Here is a 13,954-nt window from a genome sequence, read left to right as displayed (position 1 = left end):
GATGTCTCTCTCTATTTTGCGGAATTGCAAAGAGGCCCGGAAGTCCGGGCCTCTTCGACAAGGTTTTGGTACGTTTTATTCTTCGAGGTCGACGCCATAGAAGATGTGACCACCGAACGGATCAATCTTGTAGTCGACAACTTCTTTACGCAGCGGTTCGAAAACGACCGAGTGTGCGATGGTTGCCCAAGGTGCTTCACGTTTGAAGACAACCTGAGCTTCTTCGTACAGACGGGTACGCTCAAGAACGTCCGCAGTAGTTTTTGCCTGCTGAATCAGGTTGTCGAACTCTTCGTTGCACCACTGTGCACGGTTGGCGCTGCCAACAGCGTCGCAACCAAGCAGAACCGCAAGGAAGTTATCGGGATCGCCGTTGTCGCCGGTCCAGCCGAGCATGAAGGTACCCTGTTCACCTTTTTTGGTGCGCTCAAGGTATTCGCCCCACTCGTAGGACACGATTTCAGCATTCACACCAATTTTCGCCCAATCAGCCTGAATCATCTCCGCCATACGGCGTGCGTTCGGGTTGTAAGGACGCTGAACCGGCATGGCCCAGACATCGGTGGTGAAGCCGTCCGGATAACCAGCTTCTGCCAGCATGGCTTTGGCAGCTTCCGGATCGTATTTGTCATCAACAGTATCGTTATTGTATGACCAGATCGTTGGCGGAAGCGGGTTTTTCGCCGCCACCCCAGCACCCTGATAAACACCTTCGATGATGGCGTCTTTGTTAATCGCCATGGTCAGTGCTTTACGAACCTTCACGTCGGTGAAGGGTTCTTTCTGGGTGTTGTACCCAAGATAGCCAACGTTCAGGCCTTCCTGACTCATAAGGTTGATGTCTTCATCAGCATCCATCGCGGTCAGGTCAGCCGGGTTCGGGAATGGCATGACATGGCATTCACCAGCTTTCAGCTTCTGATAACGAACAGTGCTGTCAGGCGTAATGGCAAAGATCAGATTGTCGAGGGGTGCTTTGCCTTCCCAGTATTCGGGGAATGCTTTGTAACGGATAACCGCATCTTTTTGGTACTGAACCAACTGGAACGGACCGGTGCCGACCGGGTTCAGGTCAACATTTTCCGGGGTACCGGCTTCCATCATTTTATCAGCATATTCACCCGACAGGATTGATGCGAAATCCATCGCCATGTTGGCAATGAACGGCGCTTCCGGACGGTTAAGAATGAACTTGACGGTATAGTCGTCAACCTTGACAACGTCCTTGACTAGGTCGCCCATCGACATTGAGTTAAAGTACTCGTAAGAGCCACCTGAAACGCCGTTATATGCGTGGTCCTTGTCGAGCTGGCGCATGAAAGAGAAGATCACGTCGTCGGCATTGAAATCGCGCGACGGGGTGAAGTCATTGGTCGTATGCCATTTGACACCTTCACGCAGTTTGAAGGTGTACTCCGTACCGTCGGCTGAAACGTCCCAACTGGTCGCGAGACCAGGAACGATGGTGGTGGTGCCGCGTTTGAACTGTACCAGACGGTTGAAAATTTGACGCGAGGAGGCGTCGAAGGTGGTGCCGGATGTGTAAAGCTGCGGGTTAAAGCCTTCCGGGCTACCTTCCGAGCAATACACCAGAGTTTTTGCCGAAGCAGCAGTCGGAGCAGCAAGTGCGGTCGCTGCAAGCAGACCTGCACCAATCGCCGCTTTGACGAAATTCGCTTTCATTAAATGCCTCCCTCAAGGCTGGCCCGAACAAAATGGCACACACCACATGATCTTGTTGAAAGTCATGCTTGGCAGTGTGCGCATTGGAACGGACGGGGTTACCCGATCCAACAACACTCTATGTTGGTAATCGACGAGGGAAAATAATCAGGGTTTCTAGGTATCGTCAACGCTTGCTGCGTGGTTCTACGTAGATAAGGCAAGCCCCTTGAATGATGAATTTATGTCAAGTGTTTGTTATTTTTATGAAAATTACTCCCCTAATTATGTATGGGAGCCGTGCATTTTTTTCAGGGCTGAGACAGGGAAACGTGAATATCACGTCTTGGCTATGTGGTTTTAAACGATTCGTATCTATTTGAATTTGAAGGATTCGTTTGAATATCGCTCCCCGTTCGCCCGCAATGTTAACTTATGCGTGCATTAAGTTCGCGCACTTGCGCGATATCCGTGCTCCATGCTGCGACAAACCGATAAACAGTTGCACCAAGCGACGGCCACGGATGAAATTGAACACCAGCCGCACGCAGTTTCTCGGCAAGATCGGCGTCAAGATTTACGAACAATTCATTGCCGTCTGACGGATGGGCAAGTGTGGCACCGTGCTGGCACAGAATATCGGCAAGAACCGTTGCTGCATCATTGGCATGCCCAGCATTTTTCAGCCAGACATCGTTTTTGACATAAGCCAGAAGCTGGGTCGCAAGGTACCGGTGTTTGGAATGTAAATGCCCACTGCGTTTACGTGCCTGTTCAACGCGGTTTTTCAGACTGGTGTCAAACAGCACAATCGCATCAACGGCCATAGCGCCATTTTTGGTCGCGCCAAAGCTCAGCGCATCAACGCCAGCTTTCCACGTGATGTCGGCGGGATGGCAGTCCAGATGCGCAACCGCATTGGCAAAGCGCGCCCCATCCATAAACAGGCGCAAGCCGTGTTTTTTACAAACGTTGCCAATCGCGCCGACTTCAGCCTGCGTATACACCGTGCCCAGTTCGGTTGCTTGGGTGATGGCAACACATTCTGGTGAAACAGAATGCACGCCGCGATTAACCTGCCCGGCGATAAACTGGTCAAGGGTGTTGGCTTCAAGCTTTGCCGTCGGCCCATCCATTGGCAGAAGCTTTGCCCCGCCGGTAAAGAACGCAACGCCCGTGCTTTCATCTTCGTTGATGTGGGCTTCGTGATGGCAAATCACGCCGCCATAGGGCGATACAAGGGCGGATAGGCTGATGCAATTTGCTGCCGTCCCTGTTGCGACCGGAATGACTTTAACGTCCGTGTCAAACAGTTGGGAAAAGGCCGCATCAAGTTGCTGACTGATATCGTCGCCGCCATATGCCGGGGCGTTGTCTTTACCTTCTTGGGTAAGGGCAGCGAGGATCTCGGGGCAAAAGGGCGATACGTTATCAGACGCAAAATTCATCGGTTTTCTCGTATATATCTTGGTGGCTAAGACGGATGAGACGTTTGTTAAGCGACGTTATCACACGCAATCCTTGATCATGGCAATGGTGGCCATCATCCGTGCACGGCTATGTGTCCTGAAAATGATCGGTGTTACCCGGCGATGGTTTTGGGAAGCTTCCGGATCACATCAATCGGGCTGTTCCAAGCACACACAAACCGATAGGCATCCGGCCCGATTGATGCCCATGGGCGAAACGCCAGTCCACCGTCGCGCAGTTTGCCCGCAAGCTCATCGGTCATATGCATAAACAGCTCATTGCCCTGTGGTGCGAAGGCCGCCTTCGCACCAAGCGATTGCAGGCTGTCCATCAAGGTCATTGCCGCATCATTGGCATGGCGCGCATTGCGCAGCCAAAGGTCATCTTGCACATAGGCCAGAAGCTGTGCGGCAAGGTAACGGTGCTTGGAAAACAGATGCCCACCGCGCTTGCGGCTTTTTTCTGTATGACGGCGCAATTCTGGGTCAAACAGGATAATCGCATCCACCGCCAAAGCGCCGTTTTTGGTCGCCCCAAAACTCAACACATCGACCCCTGCCTTCCACGTGATATCGGCCGGATGACAGCCCAGATGGGCAACCGCGTTGGCAAACCGTGCACCATCCATGAACAGTCGCATGTCGTGTTTCTGACATACCGAGCCAATCGCATGGACCTCATCAACAGTATAAACTGTACCGAACTCGGTGGTCTGGGTAATGGCGACACATTCGGGGTCTACCGAATGCATGCCATTGGGGCTGTGTGCGGTCAAAAAGCTATCAAGTGTCGCCGCCTCGATCTTTGCCGATGGGCCATCAAGTCCCAAAAGCTTTGTTCCCCCGCCATAGAATGCCACCCCAGTTGATTCCGTCATATTGATATGGGCGCGGTGGTGGCAAACCACCCCGCCAAACGGTGACACCAGACCCGAAAGACCAATCAGGTTTGCCGCCGTGCCGGTTGCCACCGGAACAACCGCGACCTCGGTTCCAAACAGCTCGGAAAAGGCGGCGTCAAGTAGCTGGCTTTTGTCATCCGCGCCATAGGGCAGGGCGGCACTTTCACTTTCTGCTGCGATGGCAGACAGGATTTCGGGGCAGATCGGCGAAACATTGTCAGATGAGAAGTTCATCAAATCCTCTTTGTCGCGTTGGTGGCGGTGGTCTTTTGGTGGGGCTGGAACGGTTGGTCTTCAGCAGAGTGTTGTGATTTCGACCACATGGCAAGAGGCACTATTTGCTGATCGCAACAAAAACACCGTTCCAGTCGGTGGGCGGCGGTGTCGCGCGGAAGAGGCGGATCCGTTCTTCATAAAGATCATAAAGTCCGTCGAGTGGCCCAGAGTTGTCAGTGGTGCACGACATTTCGCGGCATTGATCAAGCAAGGCCTTTGCCTCGTCCCAATTCTGGGCACGGTATGCATTTATCATGTTTTGATGTGCGTTACGGTGCAAGGCAAAACCATCCGAGTTTTTCAGGTTTGCATCGCCCAAAAGTGCGTGAATATGAACCGCTTCGCTTTTGCCTTTTACCGCAATCAGATCAAGTTCGAGAATGGCAAAATCGTCTTCAACGCGTTTCGCGATGGCTTCGCCCAGAACGATATCAACGCCATAATTTTTCGACTGTCCCTCAAGACGCGATGCCAGATTGACCGCGTCCCCCAGAACCGAATAATCAAACCGCTGATCAGACCCCATGTTGCCAACAAGACAGTCTCCGCAATTTATCCCGATCCCGACATTTAGCGGCATGAACGGGATGTTTTCATTTGTGGCTTCGGTTTGGCGTTCGGTATTGAGTTCATCAAGTGCACGCCGCATCGCAAGTGCGCTTTCGCAGGCTTGATGTGCATGGTTTTTGACATCAAGTGGCGCATTCCAGAATGCCATGATGCAGTCACCCATGTATTTATCAATCGTGCCCTCGCGCCGAAGGATACAGTCGGTAAGTGGGGTCAGAAGCCGATTGATCAGGCGAGTTAAGCCTTGCGGATTGGATTTGAAACCCTCGGAAATTGCGGTAAATCCACGTACGTCACAAAACATCAATGTCATGTCACGGGTTTCCCCGCCAAGTTTTAGGCGGTCGGGGTGACGGGCAAGCTGTTCGACCAATGCCGGGGATAAATAGTTGGCAAAAGCAGACCTAACTTGTCGGCGTTCGCCCTCGGTACGCATAAAGCCGATCAAACTGGTGGCAAGATACACCGCCAAAAGACTGATCAGCGGATAGGCCGGATCAATCAGCAACAATTGGCTACTATAGGCCCACCAGGAAAAGGTGATTGCGCCAAGCGCTAAGCTGCTGCCAATGACCGCGGGCCAAATTGCACCCAGACGTGGGACGGCCAGAACAAAAAATAGACCCAGTATCAACAGGACAATGGTTTCGGCCTCTGCGGCCCAATAGGGGCGGGTTAGAAAATGTTCAAGGATCATTTGTTCAAGCATCTCGGCATGAACTTCCACACCGGGTAAAACCCGGTCAAGCGGCGTGGATCGCAAATCAAGAAGCCCCGCCGCACTTGTTCCGACCAGAACAACTTTGTTTTGCAGGCTGCCGGTGGGCAGCGCGTCATTCATAACGTCGGCTGCGGAAATATACCGATCCGTCTGATGGCCTGTGAAATGTACCCACATGTGCCCAGCGTGATCGGTTGGGATGGTGATATCCCCAACCCGAATGGCCTCAATCCCCTGCGATTGTGTCCAGCGTTCGCTGCCACTTGCGCCTGACATACGCACATTCATGGTGCGCGGTGCATCTTGCAACACGCGCAACATTTCCATCGACAATGTCGGATATACCGGCATGCCAATAGCGGGCAATTCATGATCAAGGGCGGCAAGCAATGGTACCCGCCGGACAATGCCATCCTGTTCGGGCGATACATTGACCAATGCATTGCCACTGGCGGCGTCCTCAATCGCATCAAGGTTTTTGGCCGCCCCGGGCAGCACCGGAATGAAATCGGAAAGTGTGCGTCCAGCCTCGCCAGCAACGCTGAAATTGCCGATCTGGCGCGGCAACTCATCGATTTTCTTGGTGGTCAGCTGGATGGCGGTAACCACCTGTCCCGTGCCACGAATGAACTGGGCAAACAGCGCATCATGATCGGGAAGGTTATCGGCCAGATCCTTGATTTTGTCGGTGTCCCGACCCGACGGCCAGTCTTTGACAACGCGCGCGGGGGATGTCCGGTCGGGTTCGGCAAAGACAACGTCAAATCCGACAACGCGGGCACCATTTGATCGCAACCGGTAAAGCAGCCCCGCCAAACGTGTGCGCGGCCAAGGCCATTGTCCAAGTTCCGCTAAGCTGCGTTCGTCGATATCAACAATCCGCACCCCGACATCTTCGTAACTGCGCGGTGAGATGCGCTGATAGGTATCAAAAACGCTCAGGCGCAACTGATCAACAAACGGCACATCCTGCCACCGCAAAAAGATGCAGGTCAGCAGGACGGCCAAGGGGATCGCATAGTGCAGTCCGGCCAAAAGGCGCGATTTACTCAGACGCATGTATCTGAATGCTTTAACACGATCAGTTCAGTGTGCCTGAGGATGCATTGCCATTGGGCACATTCGTCGTTTTCACATTGAAATCAACATTGGCGGCATCGGTGAATGTCGCGGATGGGTCACAATTCATCGTGTTGCAAGCACCATTGTAACTGAAATCGTTATTGTCAAATGCCACGTTTCCAGTAGATCCGGTGTAATCAATATTGCTAAATGATGCTTGTCCACCTGTGCCTACACCGTCATTAATATTGGTAAATGACACGCTTACTTGCCGGTTTGCATAGTCAATAGTGCTGGCAAAAGTGTATGAAATCCCACCGCCACTTACAGCCAGGTTACCAGTTGTTGCCGTGCCGCTCGTAACCATACGCAGCCCGTCATACGTAAACGGACTGTCGGCACCATCGGTACCATCTGAGCTATTGACGCTTTCAATGTTGTTCAGGATTTCCGTCGTTTCATCTTCTGTCGAAGATGGGCTGGTCGTGCTGACTTGAGCCAAGGCGACATCAAGTGACGCTGCCATCGTCGATCCAGTTTGGCTGTTCGCCTGCGTAGCTTGTTGTTGACTTACCACGGGTGCTGAGCTGCTTGTCGACGCGGAAGTCGAAGAACTGCCGTCATCATTTGTCCGGCGTGATGCCGTGCGTACAAGGTTGGCGGAAAAATCATAGGTCGCTACACCAAGCGGGAAGCGCGCCGGTTCGGTCACAACCGAGTTGCTAACAAAGACGCCGAAATTCTCGCCGGTGATGTTTTCGCTATTGCCGTTCTGATCTGACACGGCAAAGGCACCGGGACGGGACGTTGTGTCATTGCGCGACAGGCCGGGCCCTTGGTTAACCGCCATGAAAATCTGCGGATTGGCGCCATCCGGGCTGGATGTATCAAACGTGCCGGGCATGATTTCATTGGCCTGTTCGGCGGAGACCGAGCGGATCAAGCCAATGGTGCCACGAATACCGATAGAGCCAACTGGAAGGTTGATGTCCATGCTGGCTGGATTGTTGAGTGGGATTTTACCTGTGACAAAGCGCATCACCCCGCGCGCCATGTCGGCCACAATACGGCCATCGCCGGTTACCGGGTCATAGACAAATTCATCAATTGCAATGTCGCTGTTCGGGCCGATGGTAAAGACCGTCTCGTCCAGCAGCAGGATCTGCATCCCGGCATTGGGTGATGTGATAATGCGGTCCCCGAGATAAACCGGCATGCCACTTTCAACCAACGTGCCGATTTCGCCCGCCGATTTGGCGAGGATAACTTCCCCGGTCACGGCTGCAGAAACACCTGCCATTTCGGCGTTAAGGTCGGCTTTTGCCGGTGCCGTTAGTGACATGCAGAGCGCAAGGGCACTACCAAATGCAAAGGTTTTCATCCATCGCGTAAGGTAACGGTTGGAACGGGTGGCGGTTACATGGTCTAGCATTCCTAGAACTCCCATCGCCGGGTCAGATAAAACTGCGCCCGGGCATTGTGATATTCGTAATTGGGAATGTTTGATTTTGTGTTCAGATATTCACCCGTGATGGACCAATTGATCGGTGCCAAAAAGCTGTATACCTGATCTACCGCTTTGCTATCCCCAAACAAATCAGACGGCAGTAATTGCGAAAGTGGTGCGCCATAGGTCAATCTTGTCCGTGTGCTGCGATCCACCCGGTGTTGCGGCGAATTGCCGGTCACCAGAAAATCCGGGTCGCGATAACGATCAATACCATGGCGGATACTTCCGCTTATGTAACTTCCCCCACCAAATAGATAAGCATGGATCAGCTCGCCGCTCAAGCTGTCATAACTATAATAGTTTCGGGCAGCGTCTTTTTCACCCGCAAAAAGATTAACCGTGGTGCGGTTATTAGGTGTCCACGTGTAGTTACCACCAAGTCGTGCGCCATAGCGTTGCCCGGAATGCAGGCGCAGTGCGCTGGACTCAGAGGTGTTTTGATAGCGTTCGTCAGAATAGCTGATATCACCGTTCAAATTAAAGAACGGGCGCGGGTTCCAATCAAGGCGCAGTCGACCCGTGCGCGACGTCAGATACTTTTCCTTGGAAAGCGATTGTGCGGTTTGGTTGACCGATGGTGTCAAAACCCAATATCCGCCGCGAATACGCGCCCCGGCATCAACCGAAAACGATCCAAGGTCAAGGGAGTCCAGTTGCACCTGATCACTGGCATAGCCGGTCATGCTCGCAAAGAGTTCATGACCTTCCTGATAGCCAAGGTCGTAGCTCAGATCATAGCGCAGAGCGCCGATATAGGCGATGTCATTGGTTGGTTTGTCCGAACTCGATGTAATTTGCGTTAATGTTCCGGTTACCAGCTGTTCCTTGTCTGATGCGGCGGCATTTCGGTTGCTGTCGATCTGACTGCCCAGTGTCAGGGTAACGGCCTGCCGCAGGCGTTTGCGACGGCGTTCAATGGCTGAGATATACCGATCAATATCGGCAGCAACTTCTGGTGATACGTTCATCCCCCTTAGGCGATCAAACTGCGCACGCGCTTCATCAAGGCTATCAAGGCGATACAGAACAATCGCGTAATACAAACGCACCGGTGCAAGGTTTGGATCAAGAACCAGAATACGTTCAAGGGTTGCCGATGCGCCGCGCACATCACCGCGCCCAAGTTGCGCCTTGGCCCAGCGGAAATTCAAAACAATATCATCTGGGTTGGCAAGAATGTCGCCATAGGTGATGTCGCCGCCATCATCGGTTTTAAGCAAACGGTTTGCCCGTTCGGTCACATCGGTAAGCCGGTCAAAATCGGTTGAAAACTGACGCGCCTCGTCGGTGCGCACATCAACGCCTTGTTGGGCATTGGCACCGGTTATCCCCATTACCAAGACCCCGAGCACAGCCAATAATGCTGTGCCGTGCCGCGATCGGCTTGCCTTCAAGTTATCCCCCAAAATCTCGCAGATTTTTCCGGTCTCCCAACCGGTCGAATGCAAGGTGCTCGGGTGTCGAAACCCGGCAGACTGCATCCGAAATCTTTTTGAATCTACTTTAGATAGATTATGAGGTACGGGCGCATGATGTAAGCCATGCGCCCGATTGGTGTTCTCGTGATGATCAGCATAGTATCATCATACAATAGGATAAGTTGTCTGTATGAAAATAGGTCATTCTCCTGTTCGGGAGGGGAGGCGGCTTATACCGCCGTTCCACCCACGGTCAGGCCGTCAATGCGCAGGGTCGGTTGGCCGACACCCACGGGAACGCCCTGACCATCCTTGCCGCATGTGCCAATGCCGTTATCAAGTTTCATGTCGTTACCAACCATCGAAACCTTGGTCAGGCTGTCGGGGCCGTTGCCAATCAGGGTCGCACCCTTGACCGGCGCGCCGAGTTTGCCATTTTCGATCAAATAGGCTTCGGATGCGGAAAATACGAATTTACCCGAGGTGATATCAACCTGACCGCCGGCAAAATTGACGGCATAGATACCGTTTTTGACCGATGCCAGTATTTCAGCAGGGTCTTTGTCACCGCCCAGCATATAGGTGTTGGTCATGCGGGGCATCGGGGCGTGAGCATAAGATTGACGACGGCCATTGCCGGTGGATTTAACCCCGGTTAAACGTGCGTTCAGGCGGTCCTGCATAAAGCCCTTAAGGATGCCGTCTTCGATCAGAACGGTTTGCTGGGTCGGGGTGCCTTCATCATCAATCGACAGTGACCCGCGGCGGTCATTGATGGTGCCATCATCGACAACCGTAACCCCGGGCGATGCGATGCGCTGGCCCAAAAGTCCGGCAAAGGCCGATGTGCCCTTACGGTTAAAATCACCTTCAAGCCCGTGACCGATGGCTTCATGCAGCAAAATACCCGGCCAGCCCGGGCCGAGCACCACAGTCATTTCACCTGCAGGTGCGGCGACGGAGTCCAGATTTACAACGGCCTGACGAAGTGCCTCGTCGACGGCAGACTTCCAGGTTTTTTCGTCAAAGAAACCGTCATAGCCAATCCGCCCACCTTCGCCGTGGGAACCCGATTCCATGCGGTCGCCCTGTTTGACGACAACCGACACGTTGAACCGAACCAACGGGCGAATATCACCTATACGCTGACCGCCCGAACGCCAGATTTGTACCGCCTGCCAGTTACCCGAAATCGATGCGGATACTTGGGCTACGCGCGGATCACGTGATCGGGCATAGGCATCAATCTGTGCCAGAAGGTCAACTTTGGCCTCAAACGTTGCTTCACCCAGCGGGTTCACATCCGAATAAAGCGATATATTGGTACCAATCGATCCAAGATCGACTTTGCCGGAACGCCCTTGTCCAACTGCCTTAACGGTCTCGGCAGCCCGGGCAACCGCATCGTTGGAGAGTTCGTTGGAGTGCGAAAACGCGGTGGCTTCGTCGGCAACAGCGCGCAGGCCAAACCCCTGTGCGGTATCAAAATTGGCACTGCGCAGGCGGCCATCATCCCAGACCAGACTTTCAGACTGGCGGTATTCCAAAAACAGTTCCCCGTCTTCTGCTGCGCCGAGCGCGTCATTGACCTGATTTTCAAGCCGTTCGCGATCAAGATCACCTTTGGCGAAAAACAGATTGTCGGTGGTGCGAAGATCGGTCATGAAACCTCCTTGGGGGCCGTCAAAGCGTTGGCCGGGCAAATGATTTTCCCCATATGATGAAAGCACCTGTGACAGTATTTTCCCTTATGCTTTCTGGGGTTTCTGTCACCTTGGACTTTCGTCTATACAGGGTGTGTCGGTTTGCGGTTCAAAACGATGTTTCAAAACTGCAGTCCGAACGTTTTATATAGACCGCAATGGCCAATTATGAAAGCCCGTGGCAATGTTTGTTGAACATCCCCAGCGTGTCGCACTCCATAATGAAATCCATGCCCGCCCGTTTGGTGGGGTTTCAAGCCCGGCGCGATGTTCTTGCATTGCGTTTCACGCGGGCGAAGACCTTGACGATGAAGTGCGCGATCACTTCCTGTCTTTTTGCCGCCGATACAGCCTGACACCCCCGGCGGCCGACCAGAAATATTACGAAGCTGCCTGTGACGGTTTCACCGTCATTTGGGAACGTCATGCGGAATTCACGGTCTATGTCTTTAAAAGGTCCGCCGAGTTTGATGACCCGTTTGAAGACCCGGTGATCAATTTGATCCCACAGGATTGGTTGTCAGCGACACCCGGACAGTTGATTGTTGGCTTGCACATCGCGGTTGAGAAAACCGGGCGTAACGACGAAGAAATTTCCCGCCTGTTTGATCATAACGGCCTGACCGGCAGCCGTGTTCTCGGTGGCACGGCAAAAGTCTGGACGGACTTTCGCCTGCATGGAGACGGATTTGGCCGCATTCTGATCCGTGATCAGGGGATGGAACAGCTTCAAACCGGGCGTCTGGTTCAACGTCTCAAGGAAATCGAAGTCTATCGCATGATGGCGTTGCTGGCCTTTCCATTGGCCCATTGTGCAACACCCAAGGTGTCGGAAATTGATACCCGGCTTTCAGACATCACGGCTGAAATGGCCAGCAAGACACAAACCAATGACGAAGAAACCCTATCTAAACTGACCGACCTTGCTGCCCAGACCGAAGAAATGGCGGCATCTTTGAATTATCGCTTCAGTGCGGCGCGCGCTTATTACCGCATTGTTCAGGCCCGCCTAATCGAACTTCGCGAAGAACGGGTCGAAGGTCTGCAAACCATCACCGAATTTATGGAACGCCGATTGGCCCCGGCCATGCGGACCTGTCAGAATATCGGTGATCGGTTGGAAGTCCTGTCAAAACGTGTCGCGCGCGCCAATAACCTTCTACGCACCCGTGTTGATATCCTGCTAGAAGCACAAAACCGCGACCTGCTGGCCAGCATGGATCGCAGGGTTAAATTGCAATTGCGCTTACAGCAAACCGTCGAAGGCCTGTCTGTGGCCGCCATTACATATTATGCGGTTGGTTTGCTGGGGTATTTGTTTAAGGCGCTTAAGGATGCGGGCGTTCCAATCAATGATCGCATGGCGACCGGCTTGGCGGTGCCGGTGGTATTGGCTGCGATCTGGATTTCGATGCGACGTGTCAGAAAGGCACTGCACCGCGCCGATACTTAAATCGGCATGAGGGGTGTACGGTAAACAAGGGCAGCCCGCGGGCTGCCCTTTTGCGATGGTGCAATTTCTGTGGTTTTGTCAGTTTGCGCGGCGCAGCTTATAGGCTGCATAGGTTGCGGTTCCGACGAGTACTACCGCACCAGCCTGATGCGCGACACCAAGCGGCAACCAGACCACGGACAGCAGGGTCGAAATGCCAAGTGCCACCTGAAGGCAGGCTGCGGCCAAGACCAGATGTGTTGCAAAGCGCTGATCGGGTGTCAGGTCCCATTTTCCAGCCCGCCACCAGAACAGAAGTACCAGCACAAAGGTCAGTTTGGCCAGCCAGCGGTGATCCCATTGCACGGTCATATGGTCTTCAAACGGGGCCAGCCACGTTGGATCAAACACATAAAGGCCGTCCGGTATGAGTTGCCCATCCATCAGCGGGAAGGTGTTAAAGGCATATCCGGCATCCAGCCCGGCAACAAAGCCACCCGAAAGGGCTGTAAAGACAATCAGACACAGCAATTGCCAGCCACGTTTTGATCCGTTTGTGCCAACGGGGCGCGGGGCGTACTGATTAAGTCCAACCCACAAAAGGGCGATGAAAATCACCAACGCCAATCCAAAATGCGCGGTCAAACGATACTGGCTGACATCGGGGCGATCCACTAGACCGCTCATCACCATGTACCAGCCCATCAAGCCCTGAAGCCCGCCAAGGATGAAAAGCCCCCACAGTTTCCACTTCGTCGCACCGTCAATTGAGCGTTTGGCAAGGAACCAGACGAACGGGATGAAGAACACAATGCCGATCAAACGGCCCCAAAGCCGATGAATGAATTCCAGCCAGAAGATGTTTTTGAAATCATCCACGGACATCCAAGCATTTACTTTCTGGAATTCCGGGTATTGGCTGTACTTGGCATAAAGCGCAGCCCAGTCCGCGTCGTTTAATGGCGGGATGGTCCCGGTGAATGGTCGCCATTCAACAATCGACAGCCCCGACTCCGTAAGGCGTGTTAGCCCGCCAATCACCACCATGATGAACACAAGTGCGGCACAGGAAAACAGCCAGATGGCGACATTCTTATGGGCGACTGTATCAGGGGCCGGATTTTGAAGGACCTTACCTGACAGGGTGGAAGAGGCACTACTGGGCATTTGGTGGTTCTCTCGTCATTCAGTGCGCGCGGGCACGCTTGCTGGCGGAATTTGGCCCAATA

General features: G+C 53.4%; 9 protein-coding genes. 1 reads left to right on the top strand and 8 read right to left on the bottom strand.

Annotation, left to right across the window (positions count from 1 at the left end):
* Positions 1 to 75: 75 nt before the first annotated feature.
* From AMM48_RS19805 to tldD, 7 genes are all read right to left on the bottom strand, one after another.
* Entirely contained in the window at positions 76 to 1,683 is a 1,608-nt protein-coding gene (locus AMM48_RS19805) for an ABC transporter substrate-binding protein (RefSeq protein WP_102785480.1), read from the bottom strand.
* 407 nt (positions 1,684 to 2,090) lie between these two features.
* Positions 2,091 to 3,110, bottom strand: a complete 1,020-nt coding sequence (locus AMM48_RS19800; protein ID WP_102785479.1) for a beta-eliminating lyase-related protein — start codon at positions 3,108 to 3,110, stop codon at positions 2,091 to 2,093.
* 134 nt (positions 3,111 to 3,244) lie between these two features.
* Complete coding sequence (locus AMM48_RS19795; protein ID WP_102785478.1) at positions 3,245 to 4,267, bottom strand: beta-eliminating lyase-related protein; 1,023 nt, start codon at positions 4,265 to 4,267, stop codon at positions 3,245 to 3,247.
* Between the two features lie 100 nt (positions 4,268 to 4,367).
* Positions 4,368 to 6,659: an adenylate/guanylate cyclase domain-containing protein gene (locus tag AMM48_RS19790; protein WP_102785477.1), complete on the bottom strand. Its 2,292-nt coding sequence runs from the start codon at positions 6,657 to 6,659 to the stop codon at positions 4,368 to 4,370.
* A 22-nt stretch (positions 6,660 to 6,681) separates the two neighbouring features.
* The gene (locus AMM48_RS19785) at positions 6,682 to 8,094 is read right to left on the bottom strand and encodes a FecR domain-containing protein (protein ID WP_102785476.1); all 1,413 of its coding nucleotides are present in this window, start codon (positions 8,092 to 8,094) and stop codon (positions 6,682 to 6,684) included.
* Positions 8,095 to 8,096: 2 nt separating this feature from the next.
* Positions 8,097 to 9,506, bottom strand: a complete 1,410-nt coding sequence (locus AMM48_RS19780; RefSeq protein ID WP_244271323.1) for a tetratricopeptide repeat protein — start codon at positions 9,504 to 9,506, stop codon at positions 8,097 to 8,099.
* A gap of 314 nt (positions 9,507 to 9,820) precedes the next feature.
* Positions 9,821 to 11,254, bottom strand: coding sequence for a metalloprotease TldD (gene tldD, locus AMM48_RS19775; RefSeq protein WP_102785475.1), 1,434 nt, complete (start codon positions 11,252 to 11,254; stop codon positions 9,821 to 9,823).
* A 223-nt stretch (positions 11,255 to 11,477) separates the two neighbouring features.
* Here tldD and AMM48_RS19770 point away from each other — a divergent pair, with 223 nt between their 5' ends.
* On the top strand, positions 11,478 to 12,746 hold the full coding sequence (locus AMM48_RS19770; protein WP_102785474.1) for a DUF3422 domain-containing protein: 1,269 nt from the start codon (positions 11,478 to 11,480) through the stop codon (positions 12,744 to 12,746).
* A 78-nt stretch (positions 12,747 to 12,824) separates the two neighbouring features.
* Here the strand turns inward: AMM48_RS19770 and AMM48_RS19765 are convergent, their stop codons facing one another.
* Positions 12,825 to 13,892, bottom strand: a complete 1,068-nt coding sequence (locus AMM48_RS19765) for a COX15/CtaA family protein (protein ID WP_102785473.1) — start codon at positions 13,890 to 13,892, stop codon at positions 12,825 to 12,827.
* Positions 13,893 to 13,954: the final 62 nt, after the last annotated feature.

This window comes from Thalassospira sp. GB04J01, from assembly GCF_000751115.1.
In the GTDB taxonomy this organism is placed as follows: domain Bacteria; phylum Pseudomonadota; class Alphaproteobacteria; order Rhodospirillales; family Thalassospiraceae; genus Thalassospira; species Thalassospira lucentensis.
This window is presented reverse-complemented; position numbering and strand designations above follow the sequence as displayed.